This is a genomic window from Flavobacterium movens (assembly GCF_039581425.1).
Classification (GTDB): Bacteria; Bacteroidota; Bacteroidia; order Flavobacteriales; family Flavobacteriaceae; genus Flavobacterium; species Flavobacterium luteolum.
The window spans coordinates 35,128-55,833 of the sequence record NZ_JBCPXY010000001.1; the positions used below are offsets into that span (position 1 = coordinate 35,128).

11 protein-coding genes are annotated in these 20,706 nt (G+C 34.5%); 6 read left to right on the plus strand and 5 right to left on the minus strand.

Annotated elements, in window-relative coordinates; genetic code table 11:
* Positions 1-9: 9 nt before the first annotated feature.
* Complete coding sequence (gene mscL, locus AAYQ05_RS00170) at positions 10-387, minus strand: large conductance mechanosensitive channel protein MscL (RefSeq protein WP_111376040.1); 378 nt, start codon at positions 385-387, stop codon at positions 10-12.
* A gap of 68 nt (positions 388-455) precedes the next feature.
* Positions 456-2,927 (minus strand): bifunctional UDP-N-acetylmuramoyl-tripeptide:D-alanyl-D-alanine ligase/alanine racemase, encoded by a 2,472-nt coding sequence (locus AAYQ05_RS00175; protein WP_343540411.1) that lies wholly within the window; start codon positions 2,925-2,927, stop codon positions 456-458.
* A gap of 470 nt (positions 2,928-3,397) precedes the next feature.
* Between AAYQ05_RS00175 and AAYQ05_RS00180 the strand changes: the two genes are divergently transcribed.
* On the plus strand, positions 3,398-4,003 hold the full coding sequence (locus AAYQ05_RS00180) for a hypothetical protein (RefSeq protein ID WP_343540412.1): 606 nt from the start codon (positions 3,398-3,400) through the stop codon (positions 4,001-4,003).
* Here the strand turns inward: AAYQ05_RS00180 and AAYQ05_RS00185 are convergent.
* On the minus strand, positions 3,998-4,702 hold the full coding sequence (locus AAYQ05_RS00185; RefSeq protein WP_343540413.1) for a porin family protein: 705 nt from the start codon (positions 4,700-4,702) through the stop codon (positions 3,998-4,000). The genes AAYQ05_RS00180 and AAYQ05_RS00185 overlap by 6 nt on opposite strands.
* 225 nt (positions 4,703-4,927) lie before the next feature.
* Here AAYQ05_RS00185 and AAYQ05_RS00190 point away from each other — a divergent pair, with 225 nt between their 5' ends.
* From AAYQ05_RS00190 to AAYQ05_RS00205, 4 genes are all read left to right on the plus strand, one after another.
* Positions 4,928-5,281 carry a hypothetical protein gene (locus tag AAYQ05_RS00190; RefSeq protein WP_343540414.1) on the plus strand — a complete coding sequence of 118 codons (354 nt, stop codon included), beginning with the start codon at positions 4,928-4,930 and terminating at the stop codon, positions 5,279-5,281.
* A gap of 162 nt (positions 5,282-5,443) precedes the next feature.
* Positions 5,444-7,651, plus strand: coding sequence for a TonB-dependent receptor (locus AAYQ05_RS00195; protein ID WP_343540415.1), 2,208 nt, complete (start codon positions 5,444-5,446; stop codon positions 7,649-7,651).
* A 140-nt stretch (positions 7,652-7,791) separates the two neighbouring features.
* Positions 7,792-9,900 (plus strand): prolyl oligopeptidase family serine peptidase, encoded by a 2,109-nt coding sequence (locus tag AAYQ05_RS00200; protein WP_343540416.1) that lies wholly within the window; start codon positions 7,792-7,794, stop codon positions 9,898-9,900.
* A 298-nt stretch (positions 9,901-10,198) separates the two neighbouring features.
* Positions 10,199-11,194, plus strand: coding sequence for a Gfo/Idh/MocA family protein (locus AAYQ05_RS00205; protein WP_343540417.1), 996 nt, complete (start codon positions 10,199-10,201; stop codon positions 11,192-11,194).
* 85 nt (positions 11,195-11,279) lie between these two features.
* Here AAYQ05_RS00205 and AAYQ05_RS00210 read toward each other — a convergent pair whose 3' ends face one another.
* Together AAYQ05_RS00210 and dnaE are read right to left on the minus strand one after the other, a co-directional pair.
* Complete coding sequence (locus AAYQ05_RS00210; RefSeq protein WP_343540418.1) at positions 11,280-12,248, minus strand: outer membrane beta-barrel protein; 969 nt, start codon at positions 12,246-12,248, stop codon at positions 11,280-11,282.
* Positions 12,249-12,425: 177 nt separating this feature from the next.
* Positions 12,426-16,958: a DNA polymerase III subunit alpha gene (gene dnaE, locus AAYQ05_RS00215; protein WP_343540419.1), complete on the minus strand. Its 4,533-nt coding sequence runs from the start codon at positions 16,956-16,958 to the stop codon at positions 12,426-12,428.
* 267 nt (positions 16,959-17,225) lie between these two features.
* On the opposite strand from dnaE, the gene AAYQ05_RS00220 reads away from it, so the two are divergent.
* A complete protein-coding gene (locus AAYQ05_RS00220; RefSeq protein ID WP_343540421.1) occupies positions 17,226-20,456 on the plus strand; it encodes a T9SS type B sorting domain-containing protein in 3,231 nt (1,076 codons plus the stop codon).
* Positions 20,457-20,706: the final 250 nt, after the last annotated feature.

Consider the following 20,706-nt stretch of genomic DNA (forward strand, 5'->3'; position numbering starts at 1 on the left):
ATTATATTTTTATTTATTTTTCAATAAATCTCTAATCTGTGTCAATAATTCTTCTTGAGTTGGTCCAGCTGGAGGCGGTGGTGCAACATCTTTCTTTTTAGCATGATTCATTCCCTTAATTATCAAGAATAAAACAAAAGCCACAATTATAAAGTTAATTACTGCCGATATAAAGACTCCATACTTTACACCTCCAAAAGCAGTCAATTGTTCAATAGTCGATAAATGCGCAGCATCTAAAGCTGGTTTCAACAGCAATGGCGTAATTACATCTTCAATAAATGAGCTGACAATTTTACCAAAAGCAGCTCCAATGATCACCCCGACAGCCAGGTCAACCACGTTGCCTTTCATTGCAAATTCCTTAAATTCAGAAAAAAATCCCATATCGTATCTGTTTATATTTATAATTAAGTAATATCGAAAATACGCAATTTTATTGGAAATTCTTAATATTATCTAAAAAATACCCTCTTAACACGTTGTGAAATACTCGTCATTATCTCATACGGAATCGTTTTTAATGCTACAGCCATCTCTATCACAGTCGGGCTTTCGCCGAAAATAATTACTGAGTCGCCTTCTTTGCAATCGATATGGCTGACATTAACCATCAGCATATCCATACAGACACTTCCAACAATTTTTGCTTTCTGGTTTTTGATTGTTACATAGCCTATTTCATTACCCCATAACCTCGAAATTCCGTCTGCATAACCAATTGGAATTGTAGCAATTTTTGTTTCTCGATCGGCCATAAAACGGCGTCCGTAACCTACGCTGTCACCAGCTGGAATGGTTCGAATTTGAGAAATTATGGATTTTAACGTTCCCACATTTTCCAGATATTTCTGTTCTGCAGCATCGTTTGAAACTCCATACAACCCAATGCCCAAACGCACCATACTGTATTGCGCGTCTGGAAAATTACTGATTCCAGAAGTATTTAATGTATGACGAATTGGATTGATATTTAATGCTGCCATTAATTTTGAAGACAGATTTTCGAATAAGGCAATCTGCTGTCGCACAAAATCAAAATGTTTCGGATCATCACTTGTTGCCAAATGAGATAAAATACTTTGAACACGAACAGTTGAATTTCCTTTTAAAGTCGCAATCAGTTCATCGATTGTATTGTTTTCAAAACCTAAACGATGCATTCCTGTATCCATTTTGATATGAATTGGATAATCTTTTAAGTTCTTTTCGCGTGCAATTTTCAAAAAGGCATTTAATCCTTTTAAGCTATATATTTCAGGTTCTAACTGATATTGAATCATAGATGGAAAACTAGTCGATTCTGGATTCAAAACCATAATGGGAACTTTTATCCCTCCATTTTTCAACGTTATTCCTTCATCGGCAAAAGCCACTCCCAAATAATCTACTTTATGATGTTCTAAAAGTTTGGCAATTTCTAAACCGCCGTTTCCGTAACCAAATGCTTTTACCATAACCATCATTTTGACATTTGGTGCCAATTTTGACTTGTAATAATTAAAGTTATGGCTAATAGCATCGAGATTAATTTCAAGAACTGTTTCGTGTGTTTTCTCTTCAAGAAGCGAAACAATCTCTTCAAACTGAAAAGATCTAGCTCCCTTTATCAGAATCGTTTCATTATTAAAATTCAGATTATCGATGTCAACTATAAAATCAGCAGTGTTTTGAAACATTGTACTGTTTGGAAATTTAGCTGCAAAAGAAGAAATCGTTGCGCCAATACCAATGATGCGGTTTATTTTATTGTCTGAAATTAACTGGGCAACTTTAGAATACAATTCTTCATTTGCAAATCCGCTTTGGAAAATATCAGATAAAATAACAGTTTTTGAAGCGCCTTTTTTCTTTTGGCTTTCTAAGAAATCCAAAGCAATTTTAAGCGATTGAAAATCGGAACTGTAACTATCATCAATAATACTGCAATTGTTGATTCCGTTTTTTACTTCAAGTCGCATTCGAACAGGATAAAGCATCTCAATTCGACTTTGAATAGTTTCTTGATCGTAATTAAAATGCAGCAAAACCAATAAACAGGAAATAGCATTTTCTATAGAAGCCGAATCGTTAAACGGAATTTCTAAATTGAAAATTTCATTTTTGTATTGATATTGAATAAAAGTATGATCGTTTTTACATTCTCTTTTTTCAATAAAAACGTCTGCTTTTTTATCTGTAAAACTCCAAGAAAAAAGCTTTCTCGGATGAATCATATATTCTGCCGCAAACTGAGTCAGACATGATTCTACGACTTCTGTTTTTTGATAGATAATTATCGGGCAATCTTTAAACAAAAGTAGTTTTTCATCAATCTTCTGCACTAAATTTAAAAACCCTTCATCGTGTGCACTTCCAATATTAGTGAGCACACCAATTGTAGGTTTAATTATTTTTTCAAGATGAATCATTTCGTTAACTGTCGAAATTCCAGCTTCGAAAATGCCTAAATTATGTTTTTCGTTAATACCAATTACCGAAAGCGGAACTCCAACTTGAGAGTTGTAGCTTTTTGGGCTTCTAATAATATTATAATCAGGGCTCAACAAGAAATTAAGCCATTCTTTTACGATTGTTTTGCCATTGCTACCTGTTAATCCGATAACTGGAAAATGGAAAAGATTTCTATAATAAGCCGCAAATTCCTGAAGCGCTAGAAGTGCATTATCAACAACTAAAAAATTAGCTTTGTCTATATAACCATCTGGAATATATTGAACTACAAAATTCTGAACTCCGTTTTCTATTAAATCTGGAATAAACAAATGAGCATCGTTGTTAACACCGGCCAGAGCAAAAAATAAAGTCTGTGATCCGTTTTGAAGTGAACGGCTGTCAATTGAAATATGATCGATTAAAACATCAGCATTTGTACCAATCCATTTGGCGTTAAGTACTGAAACCAGGCTTTTTAAATTTAGACTCATTTCGGAATTTCTTTTTTTCAAATTTAAAAAAAGGTTTGCCACGAAACTCCTAAATTTTCACTAATTATTCCATTTATATGAAAGTGTAGAAAAAGTAGATTTGCCACGAATTACACGAATTCACACGAATTAATTTTTTTTTATAATCTGCTAAATCTGCGTGAAAATTTTTAGCCACAGATTACAAAGATTATCACTGATTTCTAAAAAACCAGCCACCCATTCCGCAAATTAATTTTAAAAAAATCTGCGAGATCTGCTACCCGAGCGATAGCGAACAGGCGAAGCAAATCTGCGTGAAAAATTTCTTCCCCAGATTAAAAAAAGTATCACTAATTATAATCCTTTTAAATCCGGTTATCCCGATAGCTATCGGGAGTGGAAAAAAAATAAATCGTGTGAATTCGTGTAATTCGTGGCAGAAAACATTTATTGATTATATTTGTTTTTAGACCACAAATTTGCAAGTTTTGAAAAAAGTACTTCCACTATTCTCCTATATCTTACATCCGATTTTTATATCGTTATACGCAACTTTGTTTTACTTATTTTACAAAGATGATGTTTTCAGCACAAACGAAAAGTATTTTGTCTTAATTCAGATTTTGGTCATTAACATCATTGTTCCGATCTTATTTTATCTATTATTAAGATCGACTGGACACGTAAAATCAATAATGCTAAGTCAGACATCAGAACGAACTATTCCTCTTATTTTACAGTGTTTTTTATATATTTTATTAGTAAAAAGAAGCATTGTAATTACACGTTATCCAGAGCTTCACTTCTTTTTTCTTGCCGCATTGTTCAGTACTATTTTAGCATTGGTATGTGTGCTGTTCAAGACAAAAGCAAGCTTGCATATGGTCGCAATCTCAGGTTTAACGATTTTTGTTATCGGATTAAATATTCATCTTCAGCTGCATAATCCTTATTGGCCAGCTTTACTTATTTTATTATCAGGAATTGTAGCTTCATCTCGCTTAGAAATGAATGCGCATACTTCTAGAGAAATCTTAATTGGATTGTTTGTTGGAATAATGCCACAACTTTTATTTTTATACTTGTGGTTATAAAATATAAAAAATCAGTCCTGCATTTAAGGTTTTCATATTGATTTTTTCTCCATTCAAAGTTGTTGCCGACTTAAATAACGGATTTAAGCCGTAATATATATAAACGTTCCAGGTATTATATCCTGCGGCCAGATATGGTCCGTACTGAAATTTATTGATATCTCCGTTGTTTTTGATTTTATACGTTTTTTCGCCATCGTCAAGAGTAGAGGCGCTTGAGAAAACATAACTCAGTTTAACTCCACCATAGATACGCCAGAATTTAGTACTTTCATACGTCGAATTACGCCATCTGAATTCTATTGGAAGATCTACAGAATATTGTCTGTAACGATTGGATACAAATTGCCCATAATCGTTAACTCCATATATTATTGATCCCGAACCATCTTCAGAAATAGTCAGATTCTGATAATAATTCTGATAACTCAACCCTAATCCAGCAGCAATAGCAACGGTTCTTGATTTATTCACCGGCATATCGCGCAAAAAACCTCCTGAAAGTCCAAGAGAAAATTTATTCTGTTTGAAATCGATTGGAATATCCGTAAACATATTATAGGTAACCGAAAAATAAAACTGATCTTCTCGATATAAAGAATCTATTTTTACAACTGGTTTTATCTCAGGCTTAACGTCTTCTTGCGCAAAAGAATTTAAAAAAGTGAGTAAAAATAAGCAGCTAAAAATAATTCGCATATCGTGTTTTTGATTTTAAAGAGGTAATTATAAATAAACGTTTTTCGATGTCCATTTATTTCACATACAAATATAATATAATGCTTTCTGCAGAAACGATAAGAAGTAAAAATATTCTCATTTTGACTCCTAATAAAATTAATTGCTGCATTATTTTCAATAAATCAACTCGCTGAAAGAAAAAATTAATCAATTTTGTTTTTATCTTTTATACCTTTGCAGTGTATGAAGAAAAAGCAACTCATATTAAGTTTATCGTTTGCTGTAACAATATTGTTTTCGATATTGTTTCAGTCGATACACAGTTATGAGCATATTATAAAGCAGCTTTCAGAAAAACAGTGCCATCACAATTACAATGATCCGAGCGGAGAAATAACGCATCAGCATCATGATTATGAAGTTTGTTTTGTTTGTAATTTCGCCTTCGGAAGTTACATTGTTCCAGAAACTTTTCAATTTCAATTTCATTCTTTTGAAAAAGAATTTGCTTATTTCTTACCCGTTACAGAGAAAATTTTCTCTATTTTATCTCCTTCGTATTTCTTACGCGGACCTCCTGCATTTATAGTTTCTTAGGTTATCGATTTTTCGAAAAAAAATCACATTTCTTTTCATTTAAATTCAAAACAACATTGAGTTTCCTAATCCTAATCTTCTAAATTGGGATCAGAATGCTTTAATGTCGCGTTTGGTTTTTATTTGAAGAAAAATTCAATTTAACTATAGCATCATTTTCAAATGAAAAAATATATAATAGCCCTTATTTTAGGGTTTTCGAGCATACTTACTGCTCAAAATTCGGTTTCGGGAACAGTGACCGATAATCAAAATCAGCCATTGCCCGGAGTTTCTGTTTATGCTCCCGAATTACATAAAGGAACTACAACAGACGCAAACGGAAAATATGAACTGAATAATCTTCCAAACGGAAGCCTACGCATTGCTTTCACGTATGTTGGATATGCAAATCAAAATAAAACTATCGCAAAATTGCTTAAGCAAAATACGCTAGATATTACTCTTGAAGAATCTATTTTAGAAATGGATGAAGTAGTAGTTTCTACACCTTTCAATAAACTGCAATCGCAAAACGTAATGAAGATTGAGCACGAAAGCATCAAAACATTACAGCAAAAAGGAACCTCAACTTTGATTGAAGGTTTAGCAACAATTCCAGGAGTTTCTCAGATTTCAACAGGAACTTCTATCGGAAAACCAGTAATTCGCGGACTTAGCGGTAATCGAGTTTTGGTTTATTCTCAGGGAGTTCGTATCGAAAATCAGCAATTTGGAGATGAGCATGGTTTAGGTTTAAATGATGCCGGAATTGAAAGTGTTGAAGTAATCAAAGGCCCTGCTTCGTTATTATATGGATCTGATGCTTTGGGAGGTGTTTTATATTTCAATCCAGAAAAATTTGCTGATGCTGGTGATTTTAAAGCTAATTTCAGTCAAAAATATTTTACGAATACACAAGGAAGCAACTCTTCTATCGGATTAAAAACGTCTACAGATAACTGGAAATTCTTAGCACGAGGAAGCTACAATACGCATTCTGATTACAAAATTTCTGGTGGTGATCGTGTGACAAATTCGCGTTACAACGAAACGGACTTTAAAACTGGAATTGGCTACAGCAATTCGACTTTTTCAAGTGTTTTAAGATACAACTATAACAAATTGGATATCGGGATTCCAGAAGACGGAATTGCAGCACAATCTTCAAGCAAAGACACTCAATTTCCGAGACAGGGAATTTTCAATCATTTATTGAGTTTGAATAATGTTATCTTTTTTGAAAACTCTAAACTGGATGTTGATTTAGGATATATTTCCAATGACAGAAGTGAATTTGAAGACAGCAATGAAGCTTCTCTTCACATGAAATTGAACACTTTCAATTACAATGCGAAATATCATTTTCCAAAATTCGGAAAAATCGAAACTATTTTAGGTGTTCAGGGAATGCATCAAACCAATAAAAATTCTGGAGAAGAATATTTAATTCCTGATGCCACAACTAATGATTTTGGAATTTTCGGAACAGCCAATTACGAATGGGACAATAGCGTTATTCAAGCCGGATTGCGTTTTGACAACCGAAATATTACTTCAATAGCACACGGAACTGAAGGTGAAGAAGGTTATTTTCAGGCCTTAGACCGATCTTTTGATAGCTTTAATGCTTCTTTAGGTTATAAAACAAAACTGGCAGAACCTTTAACGCTTCGTTTGAATGTTGCCACAGGATTTAGAGCTCCAAACTTGGCTGAATTGACTTCAAATGGTGTTCATGAAGGAACAAATCGTTATGAAATTGGGAATGCTAATTTGAAAACAGAGCAAAACGTTCAGACCGATTTGAACTTAGAATACAAAAACACACACTTTGAATTTTTCGTAAACGGATTTTACAATCATGTAAACAATTATATCTATACTTCGCCAACTGGGGAAGTTCGAGATGATAATGATGTTTTTGCTTATGTTCAAGATAATGCACAATTGTATGGTGGTGAAGTTGGTTTGCATTTTCATCCTCACCCTTTAGACTGGTTGCATTTTGAAACTAGCTTTGAAACGGTTACAGGTAAAAAAGAAAACAAAGATTATCTGCCTTTGATTCCAGCAAACAATTGGAATAATACACTTAGAACTGAATTTAACATCAAAAACTGGCTGAGCGAAGGTTTTGCTTCATTGAACATTTCTTCGACTTTTAATCAAGATAATGTAAGCGGTTTCGAAACAGCTTCTAAAGGTTATACTCTAGTAAATTTAGGTTTTGGAGGAACTGTTAAACTAGGAAAAACGGCTTTCGATATTAATTTAAACGGAAACAATTTATTCGACAAAAAATATATTGCACATCTTTCTAGATTAAAGACAGATGGCATTCCGAATATTGGAAGAAATATCGTTTTGGGGGTTAACTTTAATCTGTAACAATTTTAAACCATATAAGTCACATAAGTAAAATTAAGCAAACCGTTTAAATGAACTTACATTACTTATATGGTTTAATTTTTCATTTCAATTTTCACAACAAAAAGTGCTATTTTTGTTATAACAGATAAAAACTAACTATGAAAAAAACATTTTTATTAATGGCAATTACAACTGCAGGAATATCATTTGGACAAGGCAAAATACAATATCCGCAAACAAAAAAAGGAGAAACTGTTGATGTTTATTTTGACACCAAAGTAAGCGATCCTTACCGCTGGTTAGAAGATGATAAATCTGCCGAAACTGGTGCTTGGGTAAAAGCCGAAAACGAAGTTACTTATGCTTATTTAGATAAAATTCCGTTTCGCGAAGAACTTAAAAAGCGAATGGAAAAACTTTGGAACTACGAAAAAATTGGAGCTCCATCCAAAGAAGGAAAATTTGCTTATTACTCTAAAAACAACGGACTTCAGAATCAATCTGTTGTTTACAGAAAAGATGAAAATGGCAAAGAAGAAGTTTTCTTAGATCCAAACACTTTTTCTAAAGACGGAACAACTTCTCTAGGCGGACTTGATTTTTCTGAAGACGGAAGCAAAGCAGCTTATGCAATCTCTGAAGGAGGAAGCGATTGGAGAAAAGTAATTATCATAGACGCACTTTCTAAGAAAATTGTAGAAGATACTTTGGTTGATGTAAAATTCAGCGGTGTTTCATGGTATAAAAATGAAGGGTTCTACTATTCTAGCTATGACAAACCAAAGGGAAGTGAATTATCTGCTAAAACAGATCAGCACAAATTGTATTTCCATAAACTAGGAACTTCTCAAAAAGATGATAAAGTAATTTTTGGAGCTGATCAAAAAAGAAGATATGTGGGCGGATATGTTACTGAAGACAATCATTATTTGGTAATTACGGCCGCTAATTCGACTTACGGAAACGAATTATACATTAAAGATCTTACAAAACCGAACAGCCCGATTGTTACTATCGTAGACAACTTTAATAGCGATAGCAACGTAATTGAAAACGAAGGAAGCAAATTGTTTATTGAAACAGATTATAACGCACCAAACAAACGTGTTGTAACGGTTGATGCAGCAAATCCGAAGCCTGAAAACTGGAAAGATTTTATTAAAGAAACCAAAGATATATTATCGCCATCAACTGGTGCTGGTTATTTCTTTGCCAACTATACTAAAGATGCCGTTTCGTTTGTACAGCAATATGATTATAACGGAAAATTAATTCGTGAAATTAAACTTCCAGCTGTTGGAACTGCTGGTGGATTTAGCGGTAAAAAAGAAGATAAAATCTTGTACTACAGTTTTACAAATTATACAACTCCGGGAAGTATCTATTCTTTTGAACCAAAATCTGGCAAATCTGAAGTATATGCAAAACCAAAAGTTGATTTCAAGAGTGAAGATTATGAGTCTAAACAAGTTTTCTATACTTCAAAAGATGGTACAAAAGTTCCGATGATTATTACGTATAAAAAAGGAACAAAATTAGACGGTAAAAACCCAACTATTCTTTACGGTTACGGTGGATTCAATATTAGTTTAACACCAAGTTTTAGTATTGCTAATGCGGTTTGGTTGGAAAATGGCGGAGTTTACGCAGTGGCTAACCTTAGAGGTGGCGGTGAATACGGAAAAAAATGGCACGATGCAGGAACTAAAATGCAAAAACAAAATGTGTTTGATGATTTTATTGCTGCTGCAGAATACTTAATTGCTCAAAAATATACTTCTTCTGATTATTTAGCTATTCGCGGAGGATCTAATGGAGGATTATTAGTTGGTGCAACTATGACTCAGCGCCCTGACCTAATGAAAGTAGCATTGCCAGCGGTTGGAGTTATGGATATGCTTCGTTATAATGCTTTTACAGCAGGAGCAGGATGGGCTTTTGATTACGGAACTGCTCAAGACAGCAAAGAAATGTTTGAATATTTAAAAGGATATTCTCCTGTTCATAACGTTAAACAAGGGACTCATTATCCTGCAACAATGGTAACGACTGGAGATCATGACGATCGTGTAGTTCCTGCGCACAGTTTCAAATTTGCTTCTGAGTTACAAGAAAAACAAACTGGAGAAAATCCGGTTTTGATTAGAATTGACGTTAAAGCAGGTCACGGAGCAGGAAAATCTGTTGCGGCTACGATTCAAGAGAACGTAGACATTCAAGCTTTTACGCTTTACAATATGGGTTTTAAAGCTTTACCTAAAAAATAAAACTTTAAGCTAAATTTTTTATTAGCCACGAATTCACGAATTATTTTTGTGAATTTGTGGCTTTTTATTTTGCCACGAATTACTCTAATTTCCACTAATTTAAATTGAGGAAAATCTCATTTATATATTTTTTTTGCCACAGATTAAAAGAATTAAAATGATTTAAATATCTATGCGTTTACTTTAGTAATCTGTGAAAATCCATTAATCTGCGGCAAACATCAAAAAAATAATTCGTGGAAATTAGTGCAATTCGTGGCAAACCTTTTTTAAATTTGAGAAACTAAAAACTTAATCAATGGAAATTATAAAATGGGGAATTATTGGGTGCGGAAATGTAACCGAAGTAAAAAGCGGGCCAGCTTTTCAGAAAGCTCCAAATTCGGCTTTAGTTGCAGTTATGAGAAGAGATGCGGCTCTTGCCGAAGATTACGCCAAACGCCATAATGTTCCGAAATGGTATTCTAACGCGGAAGATTTAATAAATGATCCCGAAGTCGACGCCGTTTATATCGCTACTCCTCCATCTTCTCATAAAGAATACACCATTTTATGCGCCAAAGCAGGAAAACCAGTTTATGTGGAGAAACCAATGGCTTTGACATTTGAAGAATGCAACGAAATGATCAGCGTCTGCAAAGAACATAATGTTCCTTTGTTTGTTGCTTATTATAGAAGAGCTTTACCTCGTTTTTTAAAAATAAAAGAAATAATCGATCAGGGAAAATTAGGAACAATCAGGCACGTCAATTGTGTTTTGTACCATCCTTTTGAAGCACGTTACGATGACGAAATCAATCTTCCTTGGACTGTTTTACCTCATATTTCAGGAGGCGGAATCTTTGTGGATTTGGCTTGCCATACTTTAGATTTCCTTGATTTTGTTTTAGGTCCGATAAAATCAGTTCGCGGACATGCAACTTCTCAATTAAAAGCATATCCGGCAGAAGACGCAGTTTCAATGTCCTTTTTATTCGAAAACGGAATTCATGGTTCAGGAATTTGGAATTTTGCAAGTTTTGAACGTTATGATAACACTGAAATTGTAGGCGATAAAGGAAAAATCTCTTTTTCTACTTTCGGAAACGATCCAATTCATATTCAATATGCAAATGGAGAAAAAGAAAGTATTACAATTGAAAATCCATTACATATTCAGCAACCGTTTATTGAAACTGTTATTGCTGAATTATTAGGAAAAGAAGGCGCTTCTCCATCTAAAGGAACTTCTGGCTCAAGAACCACTTGGGTTATTGATCAAGTTTTGAAGGGGTTTAGAGAAACTTCGAAATAAATGATAAAAAAATGAGCATAAAAAAGAGGATATTCTTTCGAATATCCTCTTTTTTCAAACTATAAACTATAAAAAATTGGAAAAATTATAGGCTGTATTTGATACCTAATGTTAATCCTAATCCAGAAATTCCAACATAAGAACTTAAATCGTCTGTTGCTTTTGTATTATCGAAACCTGCTGCATTTGTAACCATACTATTAGAATTAGCATCGATTTTGCTGTGGTAGTTAGTATGATTAGCTGAATATGAAGCAGCTCTAAATGAAGTTGTAGTATTTAATTTATCTACACCGTTTTCAGTATAATCAGTAGTTTCTTTTGTTTTTCCGTGAACAGTAAAGTTACGGTACTCTAATTCTGCAAAAGCAGAAATATGTTTCCCTAATTTGTAAGAAGTACCAATAGCAGCCATAAATCCAATTGTTGCATTTGGCTTAACTACATCTTTAGAGTAAGCATCAGTTTTTGCAACTTGGTTAGCACCTACAAATGTTGTATACTCTCTATTTGTTTTAATATCTAAAGTACCGTGAATTGGAACAATTACTCCAACTTTAGTATAAGGCTCAAAACCATGAGCTTCTCCTAAAAACATTACAAGTGATGGAGCTAAATCAAAAGCTTTAATTTGTCCTTCCGCAGTAAAACTTACATATGTAGCTGCAGGGCTAGCAGCAGGATTATATGAAATAAGTCTATCTGTTGTTTGAGCCATTGTTTTACTATTACTGATATAGTAATTCGCAGACATCTCAACTCCTAAACGAGTAGAAAAACGGTAACCAGCAGTAATACCACTTCTAAAACCTTGTCCAAAAGAACCTGTTACACTTTCTCTTGAAACTAATTTATTATTAGCTAAAGTACCTGAATACACATCTCTGTTTGGTGCTTGGCCTCCTACTTCTGGAAACTCAGTTGAAGCAGTTTGGTTGAAATATGATCCTCCTAATTTAAAATACCAGCTTTCTGGTTTTTCCGCTTTTTCTGTTTGCGCCATTGTGGCCATAGAGCAAACTAATAATCCTAATAAAAATAGGTTCTTTTTCATAATTTTGATTTATTGATTAGTACAAACATAGAATATTTTAACATATTCTTACGGTTTGCAAAGTTAGACTTGGAACGAAAACGTTGTAATTTTGGGCAATATTACTAAAAAAGTATTATGCGCGCATATTTTTAACATAAAAAATTAACATCTGTTCAAATTTTAACTGTTAAATTTTTAGTTGAGTTTAAAATTAATCTGCATTTTCTCCAATTCCTGCAATAATTCTGCTGAAATTTTAACCTTCAGACGGCGGCTAGGCATCGTTAATTTGGTTACCACTTTTATTTCTTCAACCTCATTTACTTCTTGAATCTTTGCATTTCCTTCCCCTTCTTCATTTTCATTTTCATCTTCAAAAACAGCATCATCAGCTTCAAAATCTGTTGGGGTTTCTACCTCAACCAAGCGTTTTATTTTTTCCAATTCCATGATTTCAAAAGTCACAGAATTCTCTCCTTTGTTTTCAGCAAACAAATGACTTAGTTTATGAATAAACTCTGGGTGAAGATCTTTAATATTCAACAGTACAATCAATTTTTTAGCGAAAGCTTCCAGAATATCCTGCAATTGTCGAATCTCAACAAACTGCATCCTAGGATCCGATTTTTTACCCGTATCGTGATTGACCCATCCGTCTTTTATCATAATTTTCAGAAAGGCGAAATTGTTCTGAATCAAGAAATGGCGGAATTTCAAATATTCTTCTCCAAAAATCTTAAACTCATAACTTTCGTCATAACCTTCTAAGTTGAAAGCGGCCCAACCTTTTCCATTCTTTGCTACACGATGTTGTACGTTATTAATGATCCCAGCAAACATTAGATTTTTCCCAACATATTCATTCATGCTTTTCAGCGATTCTAAACGAGAATTACAGAAATATTTCATCTCAAATCTAAAATCGTCAAGCGGATGGCCAGAAATATAGATTCCAACAACCTCTTTTTCTTTTGCCAGTTTCTCCATTGTACTCCAATCTTCACATGGCGGTACAACCGGTTCTGCAATTTGCACTTCGCTGGTTTCTCCAAATAAACTTACTTGAGATGAGTTTTCATTTTCCTGAAACTTCGATCCATAACGCATTGCTTTTTCGTAGAAAGTAATTCCATCACCATCATCATGGAAATATTGTGCTCTGGTTGTTCCTTCAAATGAATCGAAACCTCCTGCAAGCGCTAAATTCTCAATCGCTTTTTTATTAGCTGCACGCAAGTCAATTCGCTTCGCCAAATCAAAAATCGATTTATATCTTCCGTCTTTTCTGTTTTCAACAATGGTTTCTACTGCTCCAGAACCAACGCCTTTAATCGCCCCCATTCCGAAACGAACTGCGTAGTCATCGTTTACCGTAAATTTATAGTACGATTCGTTTACGTCTGGCCCAAGAACCTGCAATCCCATACGTTTACATTCTTCCATGAAGAACGAAACTTGTTTGATATCGTTCATGTTATTCGAAAGTACTGCTGCCATATATTCGGCAGGATAATGCGCTTTCAAATAAGCCGTTTGGTACGCAATCCAAGCATAACAAGTCGAGTGCGATTTGTTGAAGGCGTAACTCGCGAAGGCTTCCCAGTCTTTCCAGATTTTCTCCAGAATCTTGGCATCGTGACCTTTTGCAGCAGCTTGTTCAACAAACTTCGGCTTCATTTTGTCTAGTACGTCTTTTTGTTTCTTACCCATCGCTTTACGCAAGACGTCGGCCTCACCCTTTGTAAATCCTGCCAAAGACTGAGACAAAAGCATTACCTGCTCTTGGTAAACTGTAATTCCATAGGTTTCAGAAAGATATTCTGCACAAGCATCTAAATCGTATTTGATTTCTTCGTCACCATTTTTTCTTCGAACGAAAGACGGAATATACTCCAAAGGTCCCGGACGATATAATGCGTTCATGGCAATTAAATCTCCAAAAACGGTTGGCTTCAGATCTTTCATGTATTTCTGCATCCCAGGTGACTCATATTGGAAGATTCCAACGGTTTCACCTCTTTGGAAAAGCGCATACGTTTCTTCATCATCGATTGGGAAAGTATCGGGATCCAGATCAATATTGGTTCTATATTTTACCAGTTTTACGGTATCTTTTATCAGCGTAAGGGTCTTCAGACCCAAGAAGTCCATTTTCAGCAATCCGGCACTTTCTGCAACCGAGTTGTCGAACTGTGTTACATATAAATCGGAATCTTTTGCTGTTGTTACGGGAACGTAATTCGTAATATCTGATGGCGTAATAATTACCCCACAAGCGTGAATTCCGGTATTACGCATCGACCCTTCCAGAATTTTTGCTTGCTGAATGGTTTCTCCTGCCAAATCATCTTCATTGGCAATCGCGATTAATTCTTTTACATTATCAAATTCGTCTGAACGAAGCGCTTTTTTAACTTCTTCTTCACTCTCCGAAATAAAACGCGCCAAATTCCATTTTGACGGCATCATTCCCGGAATCAATTTTGCAATTCTATCAGCTTCGAATAATGGTAAATCCAGTACACGTGCCGTATCACGAATTGCCGATTTGGTTGCCATTTTACCATACGTGATAATCTGCGCCACCTGTTTTTGACCGTATTTGTTGATTACATATTCCATTACACGACCACGACCCTCGTCATCAAAATCGATATCAATATCGGGCATCGATACACGGTCAGGATTTAGGAAACGCTCAAAAAGTAAGTCATATTTAATCGGGTCAATGTTTGTAATTCCAAGACAGTATGCAACAGCTGAACCCGCTGCAGATCCACGTCCTGGTCCTACCGATACATCCATTTTTCTAGCTTCGGCGATGAAATCCTGTACAATCAAAAAGTAACCCGGATATCCGGAGTTCGAAATCGTCATTAACTCAAAATCCAAACGTTCCTGAATCGATTCGGTAATTTCGCCATAGCGTCTTTTGGCACCTTCCATCGTAAGATGTCGCAAATATTTATTTTCCCCTCTTACACCACCATCTTCTTCATCTTCAGGAACCATAAACTCATCGGGAATTTCGAATTTCGGAAGTAATACATCTCGATACAATGAATATCCTTCAACCTTATCAATAATTTCCTGAATATTGATAATCGCTTCTGGCAAATCAGCAAAAAGTTTTTTCATCTCGTCTTGCGACTTGAAATAATATTCCTGATTTGGAAGTCCGTAGCGATAACCACGTCCACGTCCAATAGGTGTTGCCTGCTTTTCACCGTCTTTTACACAAAGTAAAATATCGTGCGCATTGGCATCTTCTTTATTTAAATAATAAGTATTGTTAGTCGCAATTAATTTGACATTGTGTTTTTGTGAAAACTCAATCAGGGTTTTGTTGACACGATTTTCATCTTCCTGATTGTGGCGCATAACTTCGAGATAGAAATCTTCGCCAAATTGTTCTTTCCACCAAATTAAAGCTTCTTCGGCTTGGTTTTCACCAATGTTCAAGATTTTACTCGGAATTTCTCCGTATAAATTCCCAGACAAAACCATGATATCTCCTTTGTATTGTTCCACAATCCTGCGGTCAATTCTCGGAACATAATAAAATCCGTCCGTGTAAGCGATCGAAGCCATTTTGGCCAAATTGTGATAACCCGCTTTATTTTTAGCCATTAAAACAACTTGATAACCGTTGTCTTTTTTGCTTTTATCTAGGTGATTTTCGCAGATATTAAATTCACAGCCTACAATTGGCTTTACCTCCGTTTCAGTTGGCTCTTCTCCAGCTTCAACTAGAGCTTTATTTTTTCCAGATGTCGCTTTGTTGTGGTTCATTACAGCGCTCACAAAATGGAAAGCTCCCATCATGTTTCCAGTATCCGTCATGGCAACGGCAGGCATTCCATTTTTGGCTGCAGCAGCTACAATGTTTCCAATTCCGATAGTCGATTGAAGTACTGAAAACTGCGTATGATTGTGCAAATGCGCAAATTTCGCTGCTTTAAAATCGGCTTTATCTTCTTCTGAAACAACATTTTGCTGTCCTTCTCCAGCTAAAGCTTTAAGCTGCTCTCTAATTTTATCAGAAGCTGCTTTTAAATTGATATGTTTTAAACCAATTAACTTAAATGGCTCCGCATTTCTTTCCTGAAATTCTTTGAAATATTCCTTCGGAACATCTAATTCTTCTTTTGTAAAAACCTCTCTTCTAACCAATTCAAGGAAACAACGCGTAGTTGCTTCAACGTCGGCAGTTGCGTTGTGCGCTTCCGCGAAAGGCTGATCGAAAAGATAGCTGTGTAATTCGGTCAAAGTTGGAAGTTTGAACTTTCCTCCACGACCTCCAGGAAGCTGCAATAACGAAGCAGTTACTTCGGTACAAGTGTCCAAAACAGGCATTGAACTCATTTGAGATTCAACTCCCATTCTATGAAATTCGGCTCCCATAATATTAACGTCGAAACCTAAATTCTGACCAACGATAAATTTGGTTTTGCTTAAGGCAATATTGAATTTCTCCAAAACTTCGGCCAGCGAGATTCCATCGGCTTCAGCCAATTCAGTTGAAATTCCGTGAATACGCTCGGCATCATATGGAATGTTAAATCCTTCTGGTTTTACCAAATAATCCTGATGCTCAATAAGCTGTCCCATTTCGTCATGAAGCTGCCAAGCAATTTGTATACAGCGAGGCCAGTTATCAGAATCGGTGATTGGGGCATCCCAGCGTTTTGGTAATCCGGTTGTTTCGGTATCGAATATTAAATACATAGAGTGAAAATACAAAAATTAAGCTCCAAATCCAAGGCTTTTCCAATATAAACACTTGATTATATGGCGTGTGAAAAATTGCTTTCTAAATCATGGAGAGGATTCAAATTTACGTCTTTTTTAGAGAAAATAAAGCTCTAAATTGTTAAACATAATTATCAATTTCAAATGTGTTTTCTAAGAAAAAGAAAAACTTTTAAAGCAATATATTTGTGTTAAATTTTAAAAAATTAAACTACATTTGGCTTCCATCCAAGTAGAGTTTATATGCTGAAAAAATTAATATATTTATTCTTTTTCTTATTTTTTAACTTTCTTTTTGCCCAGTGTCCGCCGAGCGATGTTGTACTATACAAACAGACAGATGTTGATAATTTTGTAGCTTCATACCCTAATTGTGAAGTTATTAATGGAAATTTATCTATCGGTGGAGACGCTTATAATTTTTCGAAATTAACTTCAATAAAAAGAGTAGAAGGTAATTTGAAAATCGAATATTCTAAAATATCAGATGTCTCTAATTTCTATAATTTGGAATATGTAGGAGGTGAATTATTAATAAGAGGCACACAACTTAAAAACTTGGTTGGCTTTAATAATTTAAGAACTATAAACGGCAATTTAAACATTTACGAAAACTATCTCAATGAAACAATTGACGGATTTAAAAATCTAGAAACTATAAAAGGTAATTTACAATTCTATGAACTATCATTAAAAACAATTACTGGTTTTGAAAAATTAGTTGAAGTTACCAATCACTTAAGAATAAGTGATAATAGCAGATTGACACAAATTCCAAAATTTAATTCATTAAAAATAATTGGTGGCGATCTTTCTATCACCACTAGCAATGTCCCAAGTGTTCTAAAAGAAATTGACGGCTTTAATGCATTAGAATTTATTGGGCATGATTTTAACTTAAATGCACATTCGTTAGTTTCTGTGCAGGGTTTTAAAAATTTAAAAAGAATAGAGCGTTTTTTTCAAATGGATTTTTTTGGCACTGGTTCTACATCCTTAAAAACCATTCCTGCTTTTGAAAGCTTAGAAATTATTGGTTCTGGATTTACGCTTTATGGTTCAGGCCTAACTTCATTATCAGGATTTAAAAATTTAAAATCAATTGGAAGTGTTACGCCACCAACAGGATGGATTATAATTGCAAGTACTAAATTATTGGAATCAGTTGATGGATTTAACAATCTTCAATCAGTTGCGGGTGTTGTACAAATTTTAGCCAATACCAAACTTGAAAGCTTAAAGGGACTTAAAAATCTAAATAAAATTGGAGGTAGTCTGGATATTAATTACAACCCATCTTTAAAAAGTTTAGACGGCCTTCAATCTTTAACACAATTAGCTGATACAGGTGCCAGTTATAAAACACTTGCAATATATTACAACTCTTCTCTTACCGACTGTTCTGCAATTTGTAACTTACTTTCCTCTCCCTTAAAAAATGGTCTAACAGAAATTATAGGAAACCCATCAAAATGCAGCAATGAAAGCGAAGTAAAACAAGAATGCATTCCTGATTTTGATAAAGACGGAATTTTAGATGATGTCGATCTAGATGATGATAACGACGGAATTCTGGATATTGTAGAAGAAAACGGGATTCCAAACAGGGATACTGATGGAGACGGTTTTCCCGATTCTCGAGATTTAGATAGCGATAATGATGGATGTTATGACGTAATCGAAGCTGGATTTGATGATAATGATGGTGACGGATTCTTAGGGAATTCGCCTTGCATTGTTGATGCAAATGGCTTGGTGATTTCTGCATCAAATGGCTATACTACTCCATTGGATAGTAATAATGATGGCATCTTTGATTTTCAAACCTCAAATGTTTTGAGTGCAGGAAAAAATGGAAGTCTAAGAATATGTACAAATCAAACACCTCTTGATCTTTTTAATTATTTAACCGAAAATCCCGACCGAGGAGGTATATGGAATCCAAATTTGGCAAGTGGGACTGGAATATTTAATCCTTCAATTGATCCTTCTGGAGTTTATACCTATACTATTTCAAATGGCAAATGTGGGACTAAAAGTGCTCAAGTAACTGTTCTAAAAGATTTATTGCCAAATGCTGGAGAAAACAATACTTTAACCATTTGCAGATCTGGTGAAAAGGTAGATTTGTATACTATTTTGAAAGGAACTCCAGACAAAGGCGGAACATGGACACCCAATTTATCAAGTGGAACTGGAATCTTCAATCCTAAAGTTGATGCTAAAGGTCTTTATAAATATACCATTACAAACGGATCTTGTTTAAGCGACACAGCCGAAATATTAGTCGATATTCAAGAACTACCAAATACTGGGGAAAATAGCAATATATCTCTTTGCGTAAACGAAAATCCAATAGATCTTTTTTCAATTTTAAAAGGAACTCCAGAAAAAGGAGGCTCTTGGACTCCTGCCCTAACAAATCCTAACGGAATATTTAATCCTAAATTGGATCCTCCAGGAATATATAAGTACACTATCTCAAATCAATATTGCGGTACTATCTACACTGAAGTCGAAGTTAAAGTCGACCCCTATCAAAGTGCTGGTCAAAATGGACATTTAAACATTTGCTACAACGACAATCCTACAGATTTATTTAACAGCTTAAATGGTTCACCTAACACAGGCGGAACATGGAGTCCGGCATTGGCAAGCGGAAGTGGAGTATTTGATCCCAAAAAAGACCCGTCAAGAATTTACAAATACACTATATTAAATAGTTCTTGCGAAAATAGCATTTCCGAAGTCGCTGTCAATGTTTTGAAATTACCAAATGCCGGAGAGAACAACTCATTATCAATATGCATTAACAATGACCCTGTTAATCTATTTAACTTCTTAAAAGGCAATCCAGATGAAGGTGGATCATGGAGCCCAAATTTATCAAACGGAAATGGATTATTTAATCCCTTATTTGATAATTCAGGAACCTATACCTATACAGTCGACAATGGTATTTGCGGAATTGATAAAGCCGAAATAACGGTTACGAAAAAAACAATTTCAGAAATCCCCAATTACTTTATAAAAACAAATGATTTTAGCGATAAAAACAGTTTAGAAATTGTAATCAATACAGGACTAGAGTATGAATATTCTTTAGATGGCAATTATTATCAGAAAGAAAATGTTTTTAGTAATCTTTCAGGCGGCGATTATACAATCTTTGCGAGAGAAGTAAAGGGTTGCGGATTTCTAGAAGAAAAAGTTACATTATTAGACTATCCTGCTTTTTTCACTCCAAACGGAGACGGATACAATGATAATTGGGAACTAAAGGGTTCAACAAATAAAAAATACTCAATAACTATATTTAATAGATATGGCAAGCTGCTAAAAGAATTAACTCAAAACAATACTTCATGGGATGGTACTTACAATAATATCCCTCAACCATCTGATGATTATTGGTTTCAAATAAAATTTAGTGATGGCAAAATTCAAAAAGGGCACTTTGCTTTAAAGAGATAATTTTTTTCTCGTGATAACTTATGAGATTAGTTCCGATAAAATTTTACAACATTTATTATCTCATATAATCATAAAATTTCATAAAAATACACCTCTTGGATGTCGTAGTATTTTGGTGCTTTATTCAATCTAAATAACATCCGAAAAACTCCTTTAAAAGCTTTAAAAAACCCAAAAACCACACTTTTTACACAGAAATCAAAACTAACAATTATTACTATTTTCATTCATTTTGTTAGATTTTTTCAAA